Source organism: Leisingera sp. M523 (genome assembly GCF_025141335.1).
Classification (GTDB): domain Bacteria; phylum Pseudomonadota; class Alphaproteobacteria; order Rhodobacterales; family Rhodobacteraceae; genus Leisingera.
Genome location: NZ_CP081036.1, coordinates 2,343,409 through 2,366,202 on the forward strand (window position 1 = coordinate 2,343,409; position 22,794 = coordinate 2,366,202).

At 62.4% G+C, this 22,794-nt stretch carries 19 protein-coding genes and 2 pseudogenes; 13 read left to right on the forward strand and 8 right to left on the reverse strand.

The window, feature by feature from the left end; genetic code table 11:
* Positions 1-17 precede the first annotated feature (17 nt).
* Positions 18-476, forward strand: coding sequence for a CreA family protein (locus tag K3557_RS11565; RefSeq protein ID WP_259985676.1), 459 nt, complete (start codon positions 18-20; stop codon positions 474-476).
* Here K3557_RS11565 and K3557_RS11570 read toward each other — a convergent pair.
* Both K3557_RS11570 and K3557_RS11575 read right to left on the reverse strand, forming a co-directional pair.
* Positions 464-1,657 (reverse strand): DegT/DnrJ/EryC1/StrS aminotransferase family protein, encoded by a 1,194-nt coding sequence (locus tag K3557_RS11570; RefSeq protein WP_259993986.1) that lies wholly within the window; start codon positions 1,655-1,657, stop codon positions 464-466. The two genes, K3557_RS11565 and K3557_RS11570, sit on opposite strands and share 13 nt — an antisense overlap.
* Before the next feature lie 79 nt (positions 1,658-1,736).
* Positions 1,737-2,399 (reverse strand): HAD-IA family hydrolase, encoded by a 663-nt coding sequence (locus K3557_RS11575; protein WP_259993987.1) that lies wholly within the window; start codon positions 2,397-2,399, stop codon positions 1,737-1,739.
* Between the two features lie 131 nt (positions 2,400-2,530).
* On the opposite strand from K3557_RS11575, the gene glmU reads away from it, so the two are divergent.
* The 4 genes from glmU to K3557_RS11595 are packed head-to-tail and all read left to right on the forward strand — an operon-like array spanning position 2,531 to position 6,943.
* Positions 2,531-3,886 (forward strand): bifunctional UDP-N-acetylglucosamine diphosphorylase/glucosamine-1-phosphate N-acetyltransferase GlmU, encoded by a 1,356-nt coding sequence (gene glmU / locus K3557_RS11580; protein ID WP_259993988.1) that lies wholly within the window; start codon positions 2,531-2,533, stop codon positions 3,884-3,886.
* Positions 3,886-5,706, forward strand: coding sequence for a glutamine--fructose-6-phosphate transaminase (isomerizing) (gene glmS / locus K3557_RS11585; RefSeq protein WP_259993989.1), 1,821 nt, complete (start codon positions 3,886-3,888; stop codon positions 5,704-5,706). Before glmU ends, glmS begins: the two co-directional genes overlap by 1 nt.
* A gap of 6 nt (positions 5,707-5,712) precedes the next feature.
* Complete coding sequence (locus K3557_RS11590; RefSeq protein WP_259993990.1) at positions 5,713-6,273, forward strand: pyridoxamine 5'-phosphate oxidase family protein; 561 nt, start codon at positions 5,713-5,715, stop codon at positions 6,271-6,273.
* Entirely contained in the window at positions 6,260-6,943 is a 684-nt protein-coding gene (locus K3557_RS11595; RefSeq protein WP_259993992.1) for a DNA alkylation repair protein, read from the forward strand. The genes K3557_RS11590 and K3557_RS11595 overlap by 14 nt, the downstream gene beginning before the upstream one ends.
* A 94-nt stretch (positions 6,944-7,037) precedes the next feature.
* On the opposite strand, the gene K3557_RS11600 is transcribed toward K3557_RS11595, so the two are convergent.
* Positions 7,038-7,478 carry a hypothetical protein gene (locus tag K3557_RS11600; protein ID WP_259993993.1) on the reverse strand — a complete coding sequence of 147 codons (441 nt, stop codon included), beginning with the start codon at positions 7,476-7,478 and terminating at the stop codon, positions 7,038-7,040.
* 91 nt (positions 7,479-7,569) lie between these two features.
* Between K3557_RS11600 and moaA the strand changes: the two genes are divergently transcribed.
* The 6 genes and pseudogenes from moaA to K3557_RS20610 all read left to right on the forward strand — a co-directional run bounded on the left by moaA (position 7,570) and on the right by K3557_RS20610 (position 12,968).
* Complete coding sequence (gene moaA, locus K3557_RS11605) at positions 7,570-8,580, forward strand: GTP 3',8-cyclase MoaA (protein ID WP_259985696.1); 1,011 nt, start codon at positions 7,570-7,572, stop codon at positions 8,578-8,580.
* 2 nt (positions 8,581-8,582) lie between these two features.
* The gene (locus K3557_RS11610; RefSeq protein WP_259993997.1) at positions 8,583-9,905 is read left to right on the forward strand and encodes a 3-deoxy-D-manno-octulosonic acid transferase; all 1,323 of its coding nucleotides are present in this window, start codon (positions 8,583-8,585) and stop codon (positions 9,903-9,905) included.
* Positions 9,892-10,950, forward strand: a complete 1,059-nt coding sequence (locus K3557_RS11615) for a glycosyltransferase family 4 protein (protein ID WP_259993998.1) — start codon at positions 9,892-9,894, stop codon at positions 10,948-10,950. The genes K3557_RS11610 and K3557_RS11615 overlap by 14 nt, the downstream gene beginning before the upstream one ends.
* A 117-nt stretch (positions 10,951-11,067) precedes the next feature.
* A pseudogene (locus K3557_RS20480) lies at positions 11,068-11,897 on the forward strand (tyrosine-type recombinase/integrase).
* 12 nt (positions 11,898-11,909) lie between these two features.
* Entirely contained in the window at positions 11,910-12,320 is a 411-nt protein-coding gene (locus K3557_RS20605) for a transposase zinc-binding domain-containing protein (protein ID WP_409201177.1), read from the forward strand.
* Positions 12,321-12,338: 18 nt separating this feature from the next.
* Positions 12,339-12,968 carry a transposase gene (locus K3557_RS20610; protein ID WP_409201178.1) on the forward strand — a complete coding sequence of 210 codons (630 nt, stop codon included), beginning with the start codon at positions 12,339-12,341 and terminating at the stop codon, positions 12,966-12,968.
* Between the two features lie 10 nt (positions 12,969-12,978).
* On the opposite strand, the pseudogene K3557_RS11635 reads toward K3557_RS20610, so the two are convergent.
* A pseudogene (locus K3557_RS11635) lies at positions 12,979-13,982 on the reverse strand (IS110 family transposase).
* Positions 13,983-14,178: 196 nt separating this feature from the next.
* On the opposite strand from K3557_RS11635, the gene K3557_RS20615 reads away from it, so the two are divergent.
* On the forward strand, positions 14,179-14,850 hold the full coding sequence (locus K3557_RS20615; RefSeq protein WP_409201220.1) for a transposase: 672 nt from the start codon (positions 14,179-14,181) through the stop codon (positions 14,848-14,850).
* A 199-nt stretch (positions 14,851-15,049) separates the two neighbouring features.
* Here the strand turns inward: K3557_RS20615 and K3557_RS11645 are convergent, their stop codons facing one another.
* From K3557_RS11645 to K3557_RS11660, 4 genes are all read right to left on the reverse strand, one after another.
* A complete protein-coding gene (locus K3557_RS11645; protein WP_259994002.1) occupies positions 15,050-16,213 on the reverse strand; it encodes a M20 aminoacylase family protein in 1,164 nt (387 codons plus the stop codon).
* A 34-nt stretch (positions 16,214-16,247) separates the two neighbouring features.
* Positions 16,248-17,414: a M20 aminoacylase family protein gene (locus K3557_RS11650; RefSeq protein WP_259985699.1), complete on the reverse strand. Its 1,167-nt coding sequence runs from the start codon at positions 17,412-17,414 to the stop codon at positions 16,248-16,250.
* Positions 17,415-17,597: 183 nt separating this feature from the next.
* Positions 17,598-18,779: an acetylornithine deacetylase gene (gene argE, locus K3557_RS11655; protein ID WP_259994003.1), complete on the reverse strand. Its 1,182-nt coding sequence runs from the start codon at positions 18,777-18,779 to the stop codon at positions 17,598-17,600.
* 4 nt (positions 18,780-18,783) lie between these two features.
* Positions 18,784-20,604 (reverse strand): ABC transporter ATP-binding protein, encoded by a 1,821-nt coding sequence (locus K3557_RS11660; protein WP_259994005.1) that lies wholly within the window; start codon positions 20,602-20,604, stop codon positions 18,784-18,786.
* Between the two features lie 342 nt (positions 20,605-20,946).
* Here K3557_RS11660 and K3557_RS11665 point away from each other — a divergent pair, with 342 nt between their 5' ends.
* A complete protein-coding gene (locus K3557_RS11665; protein WP_259994008.1) occupies positions 20,947-22,650 on the forward strand; it encodes a peptide ABC transporter substrate-binding protein in 1,704 nt (567 codons plus the stop codon).
* Positions 22,651-22,794: the final 144 nt, after the last annotated feature.

Below are 22,794 nucleotides of genomic sequence, written 5' to 3' on the forward strand. Positions count from 1 at the left end.
TGCGAGGATAAAAACTGATGAAACGATTGAACCGCGCCGCGGCAGCCCTGACCTGCCTGCTGAGCCTGCCTGCCGCCGCGGAGGAAGTCGGGGAGATCGGCGTCGACTGGGTGGGAAACGACATCATCATCGAGGCCATCGCCGACCCTAAAGTCAGCGGCGTAACCTGCCACATCGCCTATTTCGAACGGGGGCTGCTGGACCGCCTGTCCAACGGAAACTGGTTCGAGGATCCGTCCAATGCCTCAATCGCCTGCCGCCAGACCGGGCCGATCACCGTGGGTGACATCGACCGCGGCCGCGATGGCGAGGACGTGTTCCGCGCGTCCCGCTCCATTATCCTGAAATCGCTGCGGGTGAAGCGCATCTTCGACGAGGGCAACCAGACGCTGATCTATGCTGCCCACGCGGCAGAGCTGACCGATGGCTCGGCCAAGGTCTCGATCTCGACGGTGCCGCTCTATCAGGCGGACTGATAGACGGCAGAGACCTCGGCGCGAATAATGCGGGCGATCTGGGCGCAGTCTTCCAGACTGAATGTCAGCGGCACCCGCATGTCGATGATACCGGCCAAAACCCGGTCACTCTGCGGCAGCCGCGGGGTGTCTGCATAGCGCCAGCTGTCATAACGGGAGGTGAAGGCCACAGGTTCGGGCGTGCCGAACCACTTCAGTTCCACGCCGCGGGCAGCGCAGCGCCGCACCGCTTCCTGCACGGCCTCCTCGGACCAGTCCATCAGCAGGAACTGGATCGAAGAGCCGACATAGACTTCCTGCGCAGGACGCCCGACCACGGTCAGGCCCGGCGTGCCGCGCAGGCCGCTCTCAACTTCGCGGTAGCGGTCGTTCCAGCGCTGCACCTGGGTTTTCAGGTCACTCAGCTGCGGCCGCAGGATGGCGGCACGCAGGTTGTCCATCCGGCCCGAAATGTTGGGGGTCTCGTATTTCACCCGTTCGAACACTTCCGGCCCCGGCGCCGCCAGGTGGCGGCCATAAAGCATATAGGATCCTGACAGCATGATAGCACGGGCGGCGATCTCTTCATCATCTGTGATGAGCAGCCCGCCTTCGCCCGAGTTCACATGTTTGTAAGTCTGGCAGGAATAGCACCCCACTGCCCCGTGCTTGCCCGAGAGCACACCATTCCAGGACGCCCCCATGGTGTGGGCGCAGTCTTCAATCACGGTGATGCCGGCGGCGTTGCAGACCTCCATCAGACGGTCCATGTCGCACAGATGGCCGCGCATATGCGACAGCATCAGCACCCTGGCCTGATCCGCCTTTGCGGCCAGATCGTCGAGATCAATGGTCAGGTCTTCGGTGACTTCAACAAACACCGGCTCCGCCCCGACCGAAGCGATGGAACCCGGCACCGGTGCAAGTGTAAAGGCATTGGTCAGGACCTTATCGCCGGGCTTCACTCCGACCGCCCGCAAGGAGGTGGCCAGCGCATAACCGCCCGAAGCCACCGCCAGGCAGTATTTCGCGCCCATCTGTGCCGCGAACTCCTGTTCCAGCAGCGCAGTTTCCCCTGCCTCGCCCTCTGCCACGTTGTACCGGTGCAGCCGCCCGCTGCGCAGCACCGCAAGTGCTGCCTCGATGGCGTCTTCGGGGATGGGTTCCTGCTGGGTGAAAGACCCGGAAAAAATCTCGCTCATGCGGCGTTTGTGAGCCGCCGCCCGGCAGGGGTCAAGAGGGAAGCCATTTGGCCGAGTTTCCCGAAACTAAGTTGCGGGATCACGCAATCAGCTGCTCCGCGATCTCCGGCAGGTCTTCGAACCGGTGCAGCAGCGCTTCGGGTTTGAGCGCTGCCATATCATCGCCCGACGGGCCGAAGGTCACCAGAACCGAGGGCACGCCCGCATTGGCAGATGTATTGCGGTCAGTGTCGCTGTCACCCACCAGCAAGGTGCGGGCCGGGTCACCGCCTGCCCGGCGCGCGGCCTCGAACAGCGGTTCCGGATCCGGCTTGCGCACCGGCAGCGTATCTGCCCCCACCAGCGACCTAAATGCATCGCGCACGCCCAGGCTGTGCAGCAACTGCTCCGCCAGCCCCTCCGGCTTGTTGGTGCAGATACCGACGCCGAAGCCTGCGGTTTTCAGCGCCTCGACCGCCTCCATTGCACCGGGATAAAGCACCGTATGGTGATCAATAGCATCGCGGTAGGCCTCCAGCAGCACTGGATAGAACTCGTCGACGGTCGCCTCGTCGAAATTTTCCACCCGCTTCAAACCGGTTGCCAGCATGTTGCGCCCGCCGCGCAGGGCAACACCGGCATCGCGCGGATGGCTCAGCACATCGCCCAGCCCCATCTGCCGGAAACAAGTATTGGCCGCCGCCAGCAGATCGCCGGAAGTATCCGCCAGCGTGCCGTCCAGATCGAAGATAACTGTTCGCATATCCTGCCCCTTCGGCGCATTTCCGCTGCCGCATGTTGCAGCCCGCAATCTTGTTTGATGGCGCTATCTCTTGCGCCCCGCCCCTTAGCGGATAAAACGGGAGTGATAAAAAGACAAAGAGAAAAGCGATTATGAGCATTGCCCTTGTCATCCTGGCGGCCGGAAAAGGCACCCGGATGAACTCCGACCTTCCGAAAGTGCTGCACCCGATCGCACAGGCGCCAATGCTGGAGCATGCGATGGCCGCTGGCCGCACGCTGGCGCCCGAGCGCACCATTATCGTGGCAGGGCACGGAGCGGATCAAGTCCGCAAGGCAGTGGCTGGTATCGACGAAGAGGCCGACGTTGTCCTGCAGGAAGAACAGCTTGGCACCGCCCATGCGGTGGACCAGGCCCGCACCGCGCTGACAGGGTTCGAGGGCGATGTGGTTGTGCTTTATGGCGACACGCCCTTTGTCAGCGCTGAAACGCTGGAGCGGATGGTCGAGGCCCGCCAGCGTGCCGATCTGGTTGTGCTGGGGTTCGAGGCCGCCGATCCGGGCCGCTATGGCCGCCTGGTGATGGACGGCGACAGCCTGGAGCGGATTGTCGAGTTCAAGGATGCAAGTGAAACAGAGCGCGCCATCAGCTTCTGCAATTCCGGTCTGATGGCAGGCAAGGCCAGCGCGTTGTTCGACCTGATCGCCAAGGTCGGCAATGAAAACGCCTCGGGCGAATATTACCTGACCGACCTGGTGGAGCTGGCCCGCCGCGAGGATCTGAAAGTCACCGCCGTGTCCTGTGACGAGGCGGAGACGCTGGGCGTCAACTCCCGCACAGAACTGGCGCAGGCGGATGCGCTGTTTCAGGCGCGGTCACGGGCAGACCTGATGGAACTGGGCGTTACCCTGATGGCCCCGGAAACCGTTTACCTCGCCTTTGATACATTCATCGGGCGCGATACGATGATTGAACCCAATGTGGTCTTCGGTCCCGGCGTCACTGTGGAAAGCGGTGCGCTGATCCGGGCGTTTTCGCATCTGGAGGGCTGCCATGTCAGCCGCGGCGCCAAGGTTGGCCCCTATGCCCGCTTGCGCCCCGGCGCGGAACTGGCCGAGGACACTCACGTTGGCAACTTTGTCGAGATCAAGAACGCGGAAATCGCCGCCGGCGCCAAGGTCAATCACCTGAGCTATATCGGCGATGCCTCGGTCGGCAAGGAAACCAACATTGGCGCGGGCACAATTACCTGCAACTATGACGGGGTGATGAAGCACCGCACCGAGATCGGCGCCCGCGCCTTTATCGGATCGAACACCATGCTGGTGGCGCCGGTCCGGGTCGGCAACGAGGCGATGACCGCCACCGGTGCTGTGATCACAAAGAATGTCGAAGACGGCGACCTGGCCCTTGCCCGCGCCGAACAGACCAACAAGCCGGGCCGGGCACGCAAGCTGATGGATATCCTGCGCGCCAAGAAAGCCCGCCTGCAGAAGGAAGCCAAGTGATGTGCGGAATTGTCGGCGTACTGGGCAATCACGAGGCCGCCCCGATCCTGGTCGAGGCGCTGAAGCGGCTTGAATACCGCGGCTATGACAGTGCCGGCATTGCCACCGTGAACAAGGGCGAGCTGCGGCGCCGCCGCGCGGTGGGCAAGCTGGTGAACCTCAGCGACCTTCTGGTGCATGAACCGCTGGCCGGTAAATCCGGCATCGGGCACACCCGCTGGGCCACCCATGGCGCGCCTTCTGTCAGCAATGCCCACCCGCACCGCGCGGGCGCCGTCGCAGTTGTGCACAATGGCATCATCGAGAACTACAAGGAGCTGCGGGCTGAGCTGCTGAACTGCGGAATGGAGTTCCGGACAGAGACCGACACCGAAACCGTCGCCCTGATGACGGAACGCCATTTGCAGGAAGGGCTGGCGCCGGTGGATGCCGCTTTCAAGACGCTGGACCAGCTGCAAGGCGCGTTTGCGCTCGCCTTTCTGTTTGATGGCGAGGAAGACCTGATCATCGCTGCCCGCAAGGGCTCGCCGCTGGCCATCGGCCATGGTGATGGCGAGATGTTCGTGGGCTCCGATGCCATCGCCCTGGCGCCGCTCACCGACCGGATCACCTATCTGGAGGAAGGCGACCGCGCCGTCGTCACCCGCGCAGGCGCAGAAATCCGCAATGCAGACGGCGCCTTGGTGAACCGGGCGACCAAGACTATCCAGATCGATTCTGCTCAGGTCGACAAAGCCGGCCACAAACATTTCATGGCCAAGGAAATCGCCGAGCAGCCGCATGTGATTGCCGAAGCAATCCGCCACTATCTGCCGGTTGAGGAAGACGCCGTGCGCCTGCCCGGCGAGGTGGACTTCAGCCAGGTCGAACGGCTGACGATGGTCGCCTGCGGCACCGCCTATTACGCCTGTGTGACCGCCAAATACTGGTTTGAGCAGATCGCCCGGCTGCCGGTCGAAGTCGATATTGCGTCCGAGTTCCGCTACCGCGAGCCGCCGATCCCGGGCAAGACTCTGGCGCTGTTTGTCTCCCAATCGGGCGAGACCGCCGACACTCTGGCGGCGCTGCGCTATTGCCAGGAAAAGGCCGACAAGATCCTGTCAGTGGTAAACGTTCCCGAAAGTTCCATCGCGCGGGAAAGCGATCTGGCACTGCCGATCTATGCCGGGCCGGAAATCGGCGTCGCTTCGACCAAGGCGTTTACCTGTCAGCTGACAGTGCTGCTGGCGCTGGCGCTGAAAGCCGCCTGCGACCGCGGGCATCTTTCGCCTGAGGAAATGGCAGACTACGCCACCGCGATCCGCGGCCTGCCTAATGTGCTGTCGTCAGCGCTGGAACAGAACGACGCGATCCGCCTGGCCGCCCAAAAAGTCAGCGAGGCCCGCGACGTGTTGTTCCTGGGCCGCGGACTGATGTTCCCGCTGGCATTGGAAGGCGCGCTGAAGTTGAAGGAAATCAGCTACATCCACGCCGAAGCTTATGCCTCGGGCGAACTGAAGCACGGCCCCATTGCACTGATCGACAAACACATGCCGGTGGTGGTGCTATCCCCCAAGGATTCGCTGTTCGACAAATCGGTCTCCAACATGCAGGAGGTGCTGGCGCGCAAGGGCAAGGTTCTGATGATCTCCGACCAGGACGGCATTGACGAGGCCGGCGACGATGTCTGGTGCGCGATCCGGATGCCGCGCGTCAAAGAAGCGCTGTCGCCGATCCTCTATGCAATCCCGGCACAGTTGCTGGCCTATCACACCGCGGTCGCCAAGGGCACCGATGTGGACCAGCCGCGAAACCTCGCGAAATCCGTTACCGTGGAGTAGCAGCCGGTGGCCAAGCAATTCAACCGGATCAATGAGGATCACGCGCGCTTCATCGCTGCGCAGCATATCTTCTTTTCCGGGACCGCTGCGGCGGAAGGCCGGGTAAACATCTCTCCCAAGGGCATGGACAGCCTGCGGGTGATGGACCCGAACCGGATCGTTTGGCGCAATCTCACCGGCAGCGGCAACGAGACTGCGGGGCATTTGCGCCAGATGAACCGGATGACGCTGATGTGGTGCAGCTTCGCGGCGCGGCCTCTGATACTGCGGGCTTATGGCTCGGCCCGCACCCTGCATCCCCGCGACCCGGAATTTGCGGAGCTCAACGCGCTGTTCCCAGCCAACCCAGGCCCGCGCCAGATCTATGACATGAACGTGGAAATGATTCAGACGTCCTGCGGCTACGCGGTGCCGTTCCTCGATTACGCCGGCGAACGGGACACATTGGACAGGGTGACCGAACCGTTGGGCCAGGACGGGCTGCATACATTCTGGGCAGAGCGCAACGTGACCACAATCGACGGGCAGCCGTCCAACATTTTCGGAGATATTGATGACGCTGGATGACGCTCTTGCCAGTTTGAAAGCGCAGGCAGAACCCGGCCGCGCCGCGCAGATGGCCGCCTATCACAAGCAAACCCGCGAAATACTGGGCGTGCCCAATCCGGCCACCAATGACCTGACCAAGACTTGGCGGCAGGCGCTCCCGCTCGACGAACGGGTCAACCTGGCACGCGCACTGTGGGAGTCGGATATCTTCGAAGCCCGCATCGCCGCCGCCAAACTGCTGACCCAGGCGCGGATCAAGGAAGACGCAGCCGCATGGGACTTGATGCAATCCTGGGTGCCGGATTTTGACAGCTGGGCCATTGCAGATCACGCCTGCTCGGCCATTTCAAAGCGCCTGCAAACCGCACCGGAACGGCTGGACACTGTGGAAGCCTGGACGCAGTCCGATCACATGTGGTCCCGCCGCGCGGCACTTGTCGCCACCCTGCCCTGGGCTAAGCTAAACAATTTGAAGCCTGCTGACCAAGAACGGCGCGAACGTATTCTGGGCTGGGCGGCGGCTTATGTGCCGGACCGCAACTGGTTCATGCAAAAAGCCGTGGCCTGGTGGCTGCGCGACCTCAGCAAACATGACGCGGAGCGCACCCGCGCTTTTCTGGCCGAACATGGGACAGCCATGAAAGCCTTCGCCCGCAAGGAAGCGGCGAAATACCTGAAAGACGGCTAGCCCCGCCCTATTCACAACCGGCCCGCCCAGCGCCAGCCGGGCAGCGCACGCCCCCGCCCCAAGAGGGCGGGCGCTTCCCCGCTCTCAAGCAGAATCAACCCGCGGGCAGCACCTGTACTTCGGCCAATTCAGTCAGCGGCAGCTGCAGTGCGCGCATGGCGCCGATCGACAGGCGGCTGCCGCCGGACTCGGCCCCCGGGGCGGGCTTCAGCGTCAGCACCACCTGGGTGTTGCGGCTGGTGCGCACCAATGCCTGCTGTTCAGCAGCCACCAGCGGTGTTTCCATCCACAGTCCCGGCAGGGACGGATCGCCCAGCGAGGCCACCGTGGTTGCAGAGCCGCGGAACGACGGTGCATCGGACAAGGCGGGATCCGCCTCGGCCACATCAACACCGGGGGCCGGCTGCAGCACCGGGTCTTGCGGCTCAGCTGCCGCCGGAGCCCCCTGGCCGCCAAGGATGGAAGAATTCAGCTGGATCCCGTTACAGGCAGCCAGCAGGGAAATCGAAGCAAGGGAAATGACTGTCATACGCATGAGGCGACCCTAGCTTTGCGCGAAACTCTTTGCCAGCGGTAAAAGCCGTCCCCCTCTTGCCGCGGGCGGTGCCCCGCTTTACCTAGGAGGCATGACAGCTCCGCTTATTGATCCCTTCGCCCGCGCAATCACTTATCTGCGTGTCTCGGTCACCGACCGCTGCGACTTCCGCTGCGTCTATTGCATGTCCGAGAATATGACCTTTTTACCCAAGAAGGATCTGCTGACGCTGGAGGAGCTGGACCGGCTGTGTTCCACCTTCATCCGGCTCGGCGTTGAGAAGCTCAGGATCACCGGCGGTGAGCCGCTGGTCCGGCGCGGCATCATGACTTTCTTCCAGTCGATGAGCCGCCATCTGGACACCGGCGCCCTGAAGGAGCTGACGCTGACCACCAATGGCTCGCAGCTGTCGAAATACGCCGATGACCTTTATGCCGCCGGGGTGCGACGGGTGAATATCTCGCTCGACACGCTGGACGAACAGAAATTCGCCGATGTCACCCGCTGGGGCCGCCTGCCGCAGGTGCTGAAAGGGATTGATGCCGCGCAGAAGGCCGGCCTCAAGGTCAAGCTCAACGCCGTGGCGCTGAAAGGCTTCAACGAAGAAGAACTGCCCGCGATCACCGCATGGTGCGCCGAACGCGGCCTCGACCTAACATGGATTGAGGTCATGCCGATGGGCGAGGACATCGGTGCCATGGAGCGCATCGGCCAGTATTGGTCGCTGAAAGACGTACGTGCGGAATACGAAAACCACTATACCGTCACCGATCTGGCTGAGCGCACCGGCGGTCCGGCGCGATATGTGCGGCTGGAGGAAACCGGCCAGAAGATCGGCTTCATCACCCCGCTGTCCCATAATTTCTGCGAAAGCTGCAACCGGGTGCGGGTGACCTGCACCGGTGAAATTTACACCTGCCTGGGCCAGGAGGGCAAAGCTGACCTGCGCGCGCCCCTGCGCGCAAACGAGGAAGGCACCGGCGTCTTGGAGGCCGCGATCCGCGCCGCCATCGGCGACAAGCCCCGCGGCCATGACTTTGACTATTCCCGGCAGGAGGCCGGCGGCCAGATGTCCCGCCACATGAGCCACACCGGCGGCTGATCATGTCCAGTGACTCGCCCGCGCGGCCGACGCTGCTTTACTCCCTTTATTGCGGCGCCAGCGCGCTGATAGCTCCCTTTGCCTGGCGCAAGGTGGCGGGCAAGCTGCGTGACTACGGCCTGCCGGAGGCGCGCGTGCGCGAACGCCTTGGCCACGCCTCCCTGCCCCGCCCCGCCGGGCAGCTGATCTGGTTCCACGCCGCCTCGGTCGGCGAGAGCCTGTCGGTGCTCACGCTCATCAAGCGGATGGGAGAACAGGCGCCGGACGCGGAATTTCTGATCACTTCCGGCACGCCAACGTCTGCCGAGCTGATTGCCAAACGGATGCCGCCGCGCTGCCGCCATCAGTTCCCGCCGCTGGACACAGCCTCGGCGGTGGACCGGTTTCTGGCGCACTGGCGCCCCGATCTGGGGGTGTTTGTCGAAAGCGAACTGTGGCCGCAAATGCTGGTGCGGGCGCGCAAGGGCGGCTGCCCGCTGGTGCTGCTGAATGCGCGGCTGTCGGACCGGTCTGTGGAAGGCTGGAAGAAACGCCCGGAAACGGCGCGCTACATCCTGGAGCAATTCGACCTGCTGGTGACGCAAAATGCAAAGACCGCATCGAACCTGCAGGCGATGGGCGCCAACCCCAAGCGCGTCCGCCCGGGCAGCAACCTCAAGGCCGTCTCAGCGCCGCTGCCGGTCGACCGGGACAGCCTTGAAAAGCTGCGTAGAAACATCGGTGAACGCCCGGTCTGGATCGCGTCCTCGACCCACGAGGGCGAGGAAGAGACCGTGCTGGAGGCACATAAGGCGCTGCTGAAGAAACACCCGGACCTCTGCCTGCTGCTTGCTCCCCGCCACCCCGAGCGCGGCGATGCGGCAGAAGCTCTGGTGAAGGGCGCAGGCCTGTCCTGCGCGCGGCGCAGCAAGGGCGTCATGCCCGGGACTGCCACCCAGGTCTATCTGGCGGACACTCTGGGCGAGGTCGGCACCTGGTATGCCGTCAGCCCGCTGGTTTTCCTGGGCGGCTCCCTGCGCGAAATCGGCGGCCACAACCCGTTTGAGCCGATGCAGGCGGGCGCCACTGTGATCACCGGCACCGGACATTACAATTTCGCCGAAACCTATGCCGAACTGACCGCGCTTGGCGCCGCGGCTGAGGTGCGGTCCGCGGCAGAGTTGACCGATCAGGTTGCCACCTGGCTGGAACATCCGCAGGCCTTCCAGGCTGCCTGTGATGCCGCCCGGCAATTCATCTCCCGCCAGTCGGATCAACTGGACAAGACGGTGGACGCCCTGCTGGCGGTTCTGCCCCGCGATGGAGGCCATGATGGCAAAAACTGACGCCAATACGGTTGAGGTCATCGCGCCGAATTTCAAGCGCCGCCTGTCCGGCGTCACCTCTACCATCGTGCGGCTGGTGCCGCTGCAGCGCCAGCAAATCGCCATTGCCACCGCCGGCAGCGGCCTGCCCGACGGCATGCCGCATCTGTCGGTGCTGCAGCTCTTGTTCATGAAACGCAACGGCCCGGCCGGCGCCCGCGTCTGGCACGCCCGGCGCAATGTCGAAATGCTCGGCGGGCTGGCGTTGAAATACCTGCTGGGCAAGCGGCTGAAACTGTTGTTCACCTCTGCTTCCCAGCGCCATCACTCCGGTTACACCAAGTGGCTGATTTCCAACATGGACCGGGTGATTGCAACCTCGGCCAAAGGTGCCGCCTATCTGGAGAACCCGGTGCAGGTGGTGCATCACGGGATCAATACCGAAGAGTTTTCCCCGCCCGCTGACAAAGCCGCGTTGCGGCGTGAACTGGGCCTGCCTCAGGATGCAATCCTGATCGGTTGCTACGGCCGCATCCGGGCGCAGAAAGGCACGGACGTCTTTGTCGATGCCATGCTGGAGGTGATGAAAGCGCATCCCCAAGCGGTAGGCCTGGTCATGGGCCGCGCCACTGAAAAGCATGTGGCGTTTGAGAAGGAGCTGCGCGCCAAGGTAGAGGCCGCAGGCCTGTCCGGCCGCCTGCTGTTCCCGCCTGAGGTGCCGGTCTGGGAAGTTTCCCGCTGGTATCAGGCGCTGGATCTCTATGTGGCACCGCAACGCTGGGAGGGGTTTGGCCTGACCCCTTTGGAAGCCATGTCTTGCGGGGTGCCTGCAGTTGCCACCCGCGTTGGCGCCTTTGAAGAGCTGATCGCACCGGGTGAAACCGGCCTTCTGATCGACGCAGGCGAGACCCGGCAGATGGTGGAGGCGATCAATGAGGTGTTATCCACCGAAGGGCGGCTGGACGCTTGGTCAGAGGCAGCACGCAAGCACGCGATTACCAATTTCGCGTTGGAAAAGGAGGCCGGTACGCTGGTCGCGATCTACCGCGAGATGCTGGAGCATTAGCTTCTTCCTTTAACCCAAAGAATCTACCATCTGAGCTCACTCAATTCGCTGTCGCAACGATGGCAAAGCCGCCAAAGAGCCCAAGGACGAAGCCGCTGCGCGCGGATGATCGAGGACATGCGCATTCGGGGGATGGGCGAGAAGGCGCAGAAGTCCCACATCCGTGCCATCAAGGATTTCGCCGCGTTCCTCGGGCGGTCGCCGGATACGGCCACGCCGGAGGACCTGCGCGCCTATCAACTGCACATGACGGGCACCGGGATCACCTCCTCGGCCTTCAACGCGCGCATCATCGCGCTGCGGTTCTTCTTCGGCATGACCTGCTGGCGCGAGGAGATGAAGCGCTACCTGCAGTTCCGAACACAGCCGCGGAATTTGCCCGTGGTCTTCAGCGTCGAGGAGGTCTCGGGCATTCTTTCGGCGGCGCCGGGGCCGGGCCCGAAGTGCCGGTCGGCACTCAGCATTTCCTAGGGTGCAGGGCTCAGGGCCGCTGAGATTTGCAATCTCAAGATCGGCCACATCGACAGCGACCGGATGCTGATCCATGTCGAGCAGGGAAAGGACCGTAAGGTGATGCTGTCACCAGGATTGCTGAGCCTATTGCGAGACTATTGGCGCGAAGCCAGACAGGAAGGCTGGCTGTTTCCCGGAAAGCCGAAGATCACCCCGCTCTCGCCGCGGCGGCTGAACCGGGCCTTCACGTCGGCGAAGACCATGGCTGGGGTCAGAAGCCCGCGACCCTGCATACCCTGCGGCGCAGCTTTGCCACGCATCTGCTGGAGGCCGATACGGACGTGCGGGGCATCCAAGTCCTGCTGGGCCACGCCAAGCTGACCTCCGCGGCACAATACCCCCATGTCGCCACCAGGACGATCCGCGACACGGTCAGCCCCTACGTGATGCTGGCGAAGCTGCAGGATCAGGCGGCTAAGCTAAGTCTGGAGTGACAGACCCGGGCGTTGTCCCGCCCGAAGCTGGAGATCGCTGACATCTTTCGCGCTCATGGTCCCGCGTGGCGGCGGGCCGATGCGGGGCATGTCAGCCTGACCCAGCTCAGGGTAATATCGGCAATCGAGACCTGCCGGACCGAAGCGCTCGGCGGGCATGTGGCCGGGTGCGCCAAATGCGGCCATCACCACATCGCCTACAATTCTTGCAAGACACCATTGCGCGGCAGGCGCATACAAAGCATGCAATCGAGAGCGGGGCACTGCCTGAAGTGCCAGGGGCCGGCGGCGCGCGACTGGAAGGAAGTCTGCGCAGAGGGCCTGTTGCCCGTGGAGTATTTCTACGTGGTCTTCACCCTGCCAGCCGAGATTGCCCGGATCGCCTTCCGGAACAAGAAGGCGGTGTATGGGGTGCTGTTCTAGGCGTCGGCACAAACGGTCATGACCGTAGCGGCAGACCCCAAACGGTTGCGCGCGCGGGTGGGCAGGATCAGCGTGCTGCATACCTGGGGATCGGCGCTGACCCATCACTCCCACATCCACATGGTCGTGCCCCTCTCGGCAGATTGCTGCGCAATCGCCTGCTGGGCAATGGGATGGCGGCCTGTCGCTGGACGGCGCGAGATGGGTTGCCTGCAAGCCCGGGTTCTTCCTGCACGTGCGGGTCCAGTCGCGCCTGTTCCGGTGGCCGATTCTGGAGGGCTGGTGGCGCTTCACCGTGCCGGGGAGCAGGCCTTCTTCGGCGACCTGGAACCACTGGCGCAGGCCGGCACCTTCGCAGAGTGGCTGGACCCTTTACGCAAGGTCGAATGGGTCGTGTGTGGATGTCCCTGGTTTTGCAAGAAGTATCCAAAGGCTTGGGGTCGATCATTTGCGGTCGTGTGTCAGGCCTCAGATATGCGGCTTTTCTCACGCCGCGGACCGGTATGGTTTGTTCGCGGACCGGGTCCAAGCCGTCTGCGCGGGTTCCTGGCGGCCCACCCATTGCTGGCTTTCCGATCGCGATTGCCGCCGGCTTCCATATCATTCACTGCACTTCTTGCGGAGGGCCGCGCCAGAACTGAGCGCTAAACCCTTTTCGTCATGCTATCGCTGGCATGTATTCTTCTCCCTTCGTCAGCATGGCCCAAATCTGACGCGCCATCTTGTTAGCCAGAGCGGTAGCGGCAACCATTTTAGGTTTACGGTCCAATTTGTCCTGCAGCCATGGCGTGGCCCCGCGTTTGAAGCGCACAACACGTGCGACACAGCTCATCGCCCCGATAATCAGCAATCGCCGGATGTCACGCTGACCCATCTTTGACGTCTTTCCCAAGACCTGCTTGCCGCCGGAAGAGTATTGCCGCGGGATGAGACCCAGCCAAGCTGCAAAATCCCGGCCGCTTTTGAACGTCCCCATCGGTGGCGCCAAGGCCTCGATCGCCATTGCTCCAATCGGTCCGATGCCCGGCATGGACCGCAAAATGCGCGCATCGCGGCTCGCCGAGCCGATCTCTTTGATCTTCGTCATCACATCATCAATCTGCGCCGTGAGCGCTGCGATGCGGTCAAGATGCATTCGGACCATATCCCGGGCAAGGTCAGGCAGTTCCGAACTTGGGGCTTAAATGCGCTCCGCCAATCTGGGCAGATTCGTGATGCCCTGTCCAACGATTTACCGGACTCGGCGAGATGGCCTCTCAAGGCGTTGATCGCCCCGATGCGCTGCCCAATCAGCTGCTCGCGGGAGCGAAACAGCATTGTGTGAGCCTGGGTCTCAACCGATTTGACGGGAACGAAACGCATACTCGGTCGCTGAGCCGCCTCGACGATCGCTTCCACATCCGCAGCATCATTCTTCTGCCGCTTCACGAAGGGTTTCACGTCGCTCGGGGCGATCAGCCGCACCTCATGGCCCAATTTGGTTATCTCGCGTGCCCAGTAATGCGAGGTCGCACATGATTCAATGGCAAGGAGGCCATACATCTTTGAAACTGCGGGCGTGATAGTTTCCTTTGGAAAATCGTTGCGCCATCCGCAGCAGCCCCCGTGGACCTGAAAAACGTTCTTTGCCAGGTCAACGCCGATAATGGTAACTTCGTTCATGGGGGGTTGTCCGTCGCGGGTGAATGCAACATCACCAGTTTTGGCACAATGCGATGCCGTCTGAGGAGGGGACATCCACTCCATCATCCACGGCGAAAGCGCTTCGGAGGGCCCGAGGCGGTGCTGGCCTATCTCAGCCGACACACCCACCGGGTGGGGGTCTCGAACCATCGCCTTCCGCCGGAAGGACTACCGCATCAAGCACGGCGACCGGAAGAAGGTCATGCAGCTCGAAACCGGCGAGTTCATCCGCCGGTTCCTGACCCGCGTCCTGTCCGATGGGTTCCACCGCATCCGGCACTACGGGCTGCTGGTCAGCGCGGCTTGCAAGGCCACCATCGCACGCTCCCGCGGCTTGCTTGGCCGCAAGCCGATTGACCAAGCCCCCCGGAAACCCGTTGAGACCGTCCCGCTCTCGCACCGAGCCGGTCCCTTTGTGCCGATGACCAAAAGCGCTTACCAAGCGCGGGTGAAGGCCTATGCAGATGGGGCGCCAACTACGCTTCGGCTGTTCGCACCGCCCTTGGAGATCATCCTGGCCGCGCAGGTCAACGACTGGCCATCACAGTTGCAACGGGCTTCAGCAAGCTATCCCCATAGTGCCGGCATCCGCGCCTCTGATGTATCGGTGTTGGCAGCGCGAGGCCCGGATACCTTGCCAAGGTCAGCGGCTGTGAAACATGCGCGCAGTGATCAGACAGGCCGAGCGCAACGAAGCCGTTCAGAGCACAGCTTTCATCACCACCGGAAGCTTCGCAGACGAAAAGCCTCGAACAGACCTTGTCTCTTTGCTTTGAGAAGCTTCGTTACCACTGCGTCGGTGCCAGGGCCGGTGCCAGGTATGCGATCCCAAGGTTTGATGGCGTGATCCTTTTGTTGAAATGAAAGGAAGCACTATGGGACAAGTTCGTCATGGCAGCGCCACGGCCATGCATGTGGTCCGAGCAGCAATACAGCGATCGCAAGCTTCGACCGCGGAGTTGAGCCGCGAGCTGGGCCCTTGCCTCGGCAAGTGAGTTGTACCGCAGGCTCATGAGGGGGCAAACAGCCCCCTCCCCGCATTATGCTTAAGCAGCCGGCATCCGCTGCTCGACAATCTCCGCCCACCAGCTGCAGCCTGCAGGGATCGCGTCATCGTTGAAGTTGTACTCCGGATGATGCACCATTGCAGTATCGCCGTTGCCCATCAGAATATAAGCGCCCGGGCGCTCTTCCAGCATGAAGGCGAAATCCTCGCCGCCCATCACCAGCGGCGCGTCTTCGCAGGAACCGGAAACACTGGCGGCGACCTTGGCGGCGAACTCAGTCTGCGCATCGTGGTTCGCCATCACCGGGTATCCGCGATGATAGGTGACACCCGCGGTACCGCCAAAGGTCGCGGCGATGCCGGTGCAGATCTCGTTGATCCGCTTCTCCGCCAGATCGCGCATCTCCCCCGACATGGTGCGCACGGTGCCTTTGATCTGCACCTTCTGCGGGATCACGTTGAACGCTTTCGAAGACGTCTCAAACGAGGTCACAGAGACCACGATCTGATGCACCGGGTCGGCATTGCGCGAGGCGATGGTCTGAAGCGCCAGCACGGCCTGGGCTGCCAGAACGGTGGTATCCACGGTTTCATGCGGTTTGGCAGCATGGCCGCCGCGGCCCTCGAAAGTGATGTCGAACTGGTCGGTGGCGGCGAAGAAGGATCCGGGGCGGATAGCGAAGGAGCCCAGCGGCTGGCCCGGCCAATTGTGCAGACCGTAGACTTCCTGGATGTTCCAGCGGTCCATCAGCCCGTCATCGCACATCACCTTGGCTCCGCCGCCGCCTTCCTCAGCCGGTTGGAAGATCACCACCACGGTGCCATCAAAATTCCGTGTCTCGGACAGGTACTTGGCCGCGCCCAGCAGCATCGCGGTGTGGCCGTCGTGGCCGCAGGCATGCATTGCGCCGGGAGTCTTGGAGGCATAGTCCAGCCCGGTCTGCTCATGGATCGGCAGCGCGTCCATGTCGGCGCGCAAGCCGATGACCTTACTGGAAGTGTCCGCCTTGCCCTTAATCACGCCCACCACGCCGGTGCGGCCGATGCCGGTCACCACTTCGTCACAGCCGAACGCCTGCAGCTTTTCCGCCACCAGCGCGCTGGTACGGTGGGTTTCGAACAGGATTTCCGGGTTTTCGTGGATGTCACGGCGCCAGGCGGTGATTTCATCCTGCAGTTCGGCAAAGCGGTTCTTGACCGGCATTTCTCGCTCCTTTGGTTGTCTTTTCCCCGCAGCCTCAGGCCGCAGGCATTCTTCGTTCCACCAGCTCGGCAAACCAGCTGCATCCCAAGGGAATCGCTTCGTCGTCAAAGACATAGGCCGGGTGGTGGCACATCTGAGTGTCGCCGTTGCCGAGGAAGATATAGGCGCCGGGGCGCTGCTCCAGCATATAAGAGAAATCCTCGGATGGCATAATCGGCGGGGTCTCGGCATCGACCTTGGCAGAGACCGCCTGCGCCGCCTCCACTGCATGGGCGGTGCCGTTTTCATCATTGATGGTAACGGGATAGCCAGGAACCCATTCGACCTCGGCCTTGGCGCCAAAGGCCACTGCCGTGCTTTCGGCAACCCGGCGCACCCAATCCCCGGCCTGGGTGCGGTACTCCGGATCCAGGGTTCGGACGGTGCCTTGCAACTTGGCGGTATGGGCAATCACGTTTGACGCCGTGCTGTCGGTCTCAAACGTGCCGACGGTCAGCACCACGCGCTTTACCGGGTCGACGTTGCGCGAGACGATCGAATGCAGCGAGACCACGATCTGAGAGGCCACAAGCGTCGTATCAATCGCCTCATGCGGGGCGGCGGCGTGGCCGCCCTTGCCGGTGACGGTGATGATGAACTCATCCGAAGACGCCATCAGCGGACCGGGGCGGATGGCAAATTCACCCACCGGAAGGCCCGGCATATTGTGCAGGCCATAGACCTCCTGGATACCCCAGCGGTCCATCAGCCCGTCGTCGCACATTGCCTTGCCGCCTGCGCCGCCTTCTTCTGCAGGCTGGAAGATCAGCACTGCTTTGCCGTCAAAATTCCGTGTCTCTGCAAGATACTTAGCCGCCCCCAGCAGGATCGACGTGTGGCCGTCATGGCCGCAGGCATGCATCACGCCAGGTGTCTTCGAGGCGTAGCCCACTCCCGAGGCCTCAGGGATTGGCAGCGCGTCCATATCAGCGCGCAGGCCGATAGCGCGACCGGAGGTATTGGTCCTGCCCTCGATCACCGCCACCACCCCGGTCTTGCCCACGCCAGTGGTGATATCGGTGACGCCGAACTCCTTAAGCCGCTCCACCACAAAGGCGGCGGTCTCGTGCACCTCGTACATCAGTTCGGGGTTCTCGTGCAGGTGATGGCGCCAAGCGGTGATCTCCTGGTGCATCTCGGCAAAGCGGTTCTTGGCCGGCATTTTCCCCTCCCTTTTTTGTTTCAGGTTCCGTTGCGGCAGACTGTCCGCGAAAAAACTTAGCTTCGCAAGTATGCGGTCCCGCCGGGACGTGGCGGAACACGCCAGTGCCGGGGTGGCAAGCATGCACAATCTGTACACCCCTCGTATACCTTCCGCACAAATCTGAACACAAAACGCCCGGTTTCAAGGCAGAGGAAAGTAACCGCTCAGCTTTTCCACCAGCTTGCGCATGAAGTCGTGACCCGCATTGAACTGGGCGACTGTGATAAACTCGTTGGGCTGATGCGCCTGCGCGATGTCGCCGGGGCCGCAGATCACCGCGGAATAACCCGCCTGCTGAAACTGGCCCGCTTCAGTGCCGTAGCTGACCACATGGGAGCCGTTGTCGCCAGTCACCCGGCGCGCCAGCGCCTCTGCCTCGCCGTTTTGTTCCGGAACCAGTCCGGGCACGTCGAAATGCTTGGAAACATCAATGCGGGCGTCCGGGTGGATGGCCTGCATCTCCGCTTCAACCTCGCGCACTTTGGCAATATAGGCGGCTTCCCAATCACCGGCGTTCTCCCCCGGCACCACCCGGAAATCCATCATGAAACGGCAGTCCTTGGCAGTGATGTTGTGGGCGGTGCCGCCCTCGATCATGCCGACGTGGCAGGTGGTCCAGGGCGGGGTGAACATCGCCTGCACTTCGCCCGGTTCCCCGGCCATATTCGCGGCATTCTGCTGGTTGGCCCAGTCGATCAGTTTCGCGCCCTGCATAATGGCGCTGACGCCGGTGTGCATCAGCGACGAATGCACCTCAAAACCCACCAAATGAGTGTCATAACCTGTGCCGCCCTTGTGGCCGGTCACCGCCTTCATCATCGACGGTTCGCCGACAATCACCGCCGAGCCCTTGGGCAGAACAGGCTGCATCGCGGCGATCATGGGCGGGGCGCCGGTGCAGCCTATCTCCTCGTCGAAACTCAGCGCCAGTTGCAGCGGGCGTTTAACGCCTTGGGTCTGCGCCTCCACCAGCGCCCAGATCGCCAGCGCGTCATAGCCCTTCATATCACAGGTGCCGCGGCCGAAGTACTTGCCATCTTTCTCGACCACGGTGAAAGGATCCGTGTCCCAGGGCTGGCCGTCCACAGGCACCACATCGGTATGGCCCGAGAGCACCACGGCGCCCTCCTCCCAAGGACCAACATGGGCAAAGACGGCGGCCTTGTGCGATTGCTGGGGGTCCACCCAACGGTGGCTTTCAATACCGTGCGAGGACAGATATTCCTGCACCCAATCCACCAGCGGCAGGTTGGTGTCCCGGCTCACGGTCGGGAAGGAGACCAGCGCTTGCATGATCTCCAAAGGCGTCAATCTGGCAGCCATGTCTTCAGTATCCGCTGTCGGTGGTCAGCACGAAATGGCCGGGCTCCAGCTCCAGGTACTCCGACGGTTCCGGCTGATAGCCCACTTCGTGGATCGGCGAGGGGATCGGTTTGAAGTTCAGCTCTTTCTCCGATTTGCGCTGGCGCGGGTCGGCGATCGGCACAGCTTTCATCAGCGCCTGGGTATAGGCATGCAGCGGATTCTCAAACACCCGCTCGCGCGGGCCGATTTCAACGATGCGGCCCAGATACATCACTCCGACCTGATGCGAGACGCGCTCCACCACTGCCATGTCGTGGCTGATGAACAGGAAGGACAGGCCCAGTTCCGCCTGCAGCTCCATCATCAGATTCAGCACCTGCGCCTGCACCGACACATCCAGCGCCGAGACCGCCTCGTCCGCGACGATCAGCTTGGGGTTCAGCGCCAGCGCCCGGGCGATGGCGATCCGCTGGCGCTGGCCGCCGGACATCTCGTGCGGGTAGCGGCGCATGAAGCTGCGCGGCAAGTGGACACGGTCGAACAGGCTGGCTACCCGGTCGTGCAGTTCGGAACCGGAGGCGAGGCCATAGTTCCGGATCGGTTCCGCCACCTGGTCGATCAGCTGCATCTGCGGGTTCAGCGAGGCAAAGGGATCCTGAAAGATCATCTGCATGTCCTGGCGGGCTTTGTGCATCTGGGAGGTGTTGAAACCCAGCACATCGCGGCCCTCAAACTCTACTTTGCCTGAATCCGGCTCCACCAGCCGCAGAATCGACCGCCCGGCCGAAGACTTACCGCAGCCGGATTCGCCGACCAGCGACAGGGTCTGGCCCTTAAACACCTTGAAAGAGACATCTTCTACTGCGTGGACGTTCGAAATAGTGCGGCGAAACAGGCCGCCTTTGACCGGGAAACGGGTTGTCAGGTTCTGCACCTCCAGCAGCACCTCGTCCGTGCCCTTGATCGGTTCGATCTTCTGGCCTTCGACCCCCAGCAGCTTCATCGGCTCGGGGTATTTCTTGCCGCGCATCTCGCCCAGTTTTGGAACTGCGGCCAGCAGCGCCTTGGTGTAGTCGTGCTTGGGGTTCTCAAAGATCTCCTGAACCGTGCCTTCCTCAACCTTGTTGCCGCGGAACATGACAACGACGCGGTCGGCCATCTGGGCGACCACCGCCATGTCGTGGGTGATGAACATCACCGCCGTTCCGGTCTCGCGCTTCAGGCGATCCATCAGCGCCAGGATTTCCGCCTGGATGGTCACATCCAGCGCGGTTGTGGGTTCATCCGCGATCAGCAGCCGCGGTTCGCAGGCCATCGCCATGGCAATCACCACGCGCTGACGCATGCCGCCGGACAGTTCGTGCGGGTATTGTTTCAGCCGCCGCTCCGGTTCGGGAATGCGGACCTGGCTCAGCAGTTCCAGCGCGCGTTCCTCGGCCTGGGATTTGGACATGTTCTTGTGGATGCGCAGACCCTCGGTCAGCTGGCGGCCCACTGTGAACACCGGGTTCAGCGCGGTCATCGGCTCCTGGAAGATCATGCCGATCTCATTACCGCGGATCTGCTTCATCAGATCCTGTTCGGTGCTGGCCAGATTGGTCTCGCCGCCCTCACGCCGGTTGAACAGCAGCTCACCGCCCGCGATCTCGCCGCCGCCGAACTCCACCAGCCGCATCAGCGACAGCGAAGAGACCGATTTGCCCGACCCGGATTCGCCCACGATACAAACGGTTTCGCCCGGGCTGACATCAAAGGAGACATCTTCAACACCGATGACAGGGCCGTCCTTGGTCTGAAACTCCACACGCAGATTTTTTATGGACGCAATGGTGTTGTCCAGCATGACGGCTCCCCTGCCAGTAAATTTCCAAGGCGCCCGGTGATCGGGGCCTCAGCTTCCAGAGTAAACTCTACTTTGCACAAAAATGCTCATGCAAATAATGCATAGGGTGATCGAAATTGGAATTTGCAATTTCCAGTGAACTGGTCTTCGATACCCCTAGTGGCTGCCTGCAATGCACCCCGCGCCGGTCTGCCCGGCAAAATGTTAAGACTGCTTAGTTTCTTCGTTTTTTGGCTGCCTGCAGGCGCGAATGCTACAGTTCCGCAGCGATGCGGCAATCATCCGGGCCAAAGAGTCCGGCCAACAAATAAGACACGAAACGTGTCCGACAAGGAGAGTGTGATGAAACTCAAATCCCTATTGATGGGGGCTGTTGCCACAGCCTCCCTCGCGCCTGCGGCCTTTGCCGAGCGCGGGTCAGACGGCCAGGTCAACATCATCTATTGGCAGGCGCCGTCGATCCTGAACCCGTATCTGTCAAGCGGCACCAAGGACATCCAGTCTTCGTCGCTGGTGATTGAACCGCTGGCGCGCTACGACCCGCAGGGCAACATGATCCCCTATCTGGCGGTGGAAATTCCGACTGTGGACAATGGCGGCGTCAGCGAGGATCTGACATCTGTCACCTGGAAAATCGCGCCCGGCATGAAGTGGTCCGATGGCAGCGGTGTCACCGCGCATGACGTCAAGTTCACCGCAGACTACTGTATGCATCCTGAGGGCGGCTGCGCCCAGCTGACCAAATACGAAGGTGTCACCAATGTCGAAGTGCTGGATGATCTGACCGTCAAGGTCACCTTCGACAAGCCGACCCCCTTCCCTTACGGCCCGTTTGTGGGCGGCGAAGGCCCGATCCTGCAAAAGGCGCAGTTTGAAAACTGCACCGGTGCCAGGGCGCCGGAATGCACCGATGCCAACTTTGGCCCGATCGGCACCGGCCCGTTTGTGGTGGATGAGTTCAAGCCGAACGACGTGATCACCATGTCGGCTAACCAAAACTACCGCGACCCGGCCAAGCCGGCGTTCGCCAAGGTACTGTTCAAAGGCGGCGGCGATGCAACTGCTGCGGGGCGTGCCGTAATGGAAACCGGCGAGTTCGATTACGCCTGGAACCTGCAGCTGGCGCCGGAAGTGATCGCGCAGATGGAAGCTGGCGGCAAAGGCACCCCGGTTGCGGGCTTCGGCTCGCTGGTGGAACGCATCATGCTGAACCAGACCGACCCGTCATCAAGCTTGCCCGAGGGCGAGCGCGCCACTGTCAAGCATCCGCACCCGTTCCTGAAGGACCCGGCTGTCTACAAGGCGATGTCAATGGCCATCGACCGTCCGCTGCTGGTGGAAATCGGCTATGGCAAGGCAGGCGCAGTCAGCTGCAACTGGGTGCCCGCACCTGCGGCCTTTGCCTCAGACACATTTGACTGCTCCACCCAGGACATCGAAGGCGCCAAGGCGATGCTGGAGGAAGCCGGCTACAAGGACACCAATGGCGACGGCGTGCGGGAAACCCCCGACGGCAAGCCGATGAAAATCCTGTATCAGACCTCGACCAACGCTGTGCGTCAGGACTTCCAGGCGCTGATCAAGGAGTGGTGGAGCCAGATCGGCATCGAATCCGAGCTGCGCAACATCAACGCTTCGGTGTTCTTCGGCGGCGACCCGGGTTCGCCCGACACTTTCCAGAAGTTCTATGCCGACGTCGAAATGTATGCCAACAACTTTGACGGCACCGACCCGCAGGCCTACCTGGGCAACGGCCTGTGCGATCAGGCTCCGCGTCCGGACACGCAGTGGCAGGGACAGAACATCTCGCGCTTCTGCAACGAGGAGTTCGACCAGCTGCACGCCGAGCTGAGCAAGACCGCCGGTCTGGAAGCGCGTGCCGAGATCGGCCGCCGCCTGAACGACATCATGGTTGAAAACGGCGGCATGATCCCGCTGGTGCACCGCGGCCGCCTGTCGGCGCATTCCAATACCCTGGGCGGTGTGAACCTGAACGTGTGGGACAGCGAGCTGTGGAACGCAGCTGACTGGTACCGCATCAAGTAAGCCCGGCTTGCTTTTCCGGGGCCCCGGCACATGCCGGGGCCTCTTGCCATCCGGAAGGGCAGCGCCGCGGCCCCCCGGCATGGCCTGGACGCGGGGCCTCTCCCCGCCTGTTCCGAATTCAATATAAGTTGCAAAGGCGCTTAG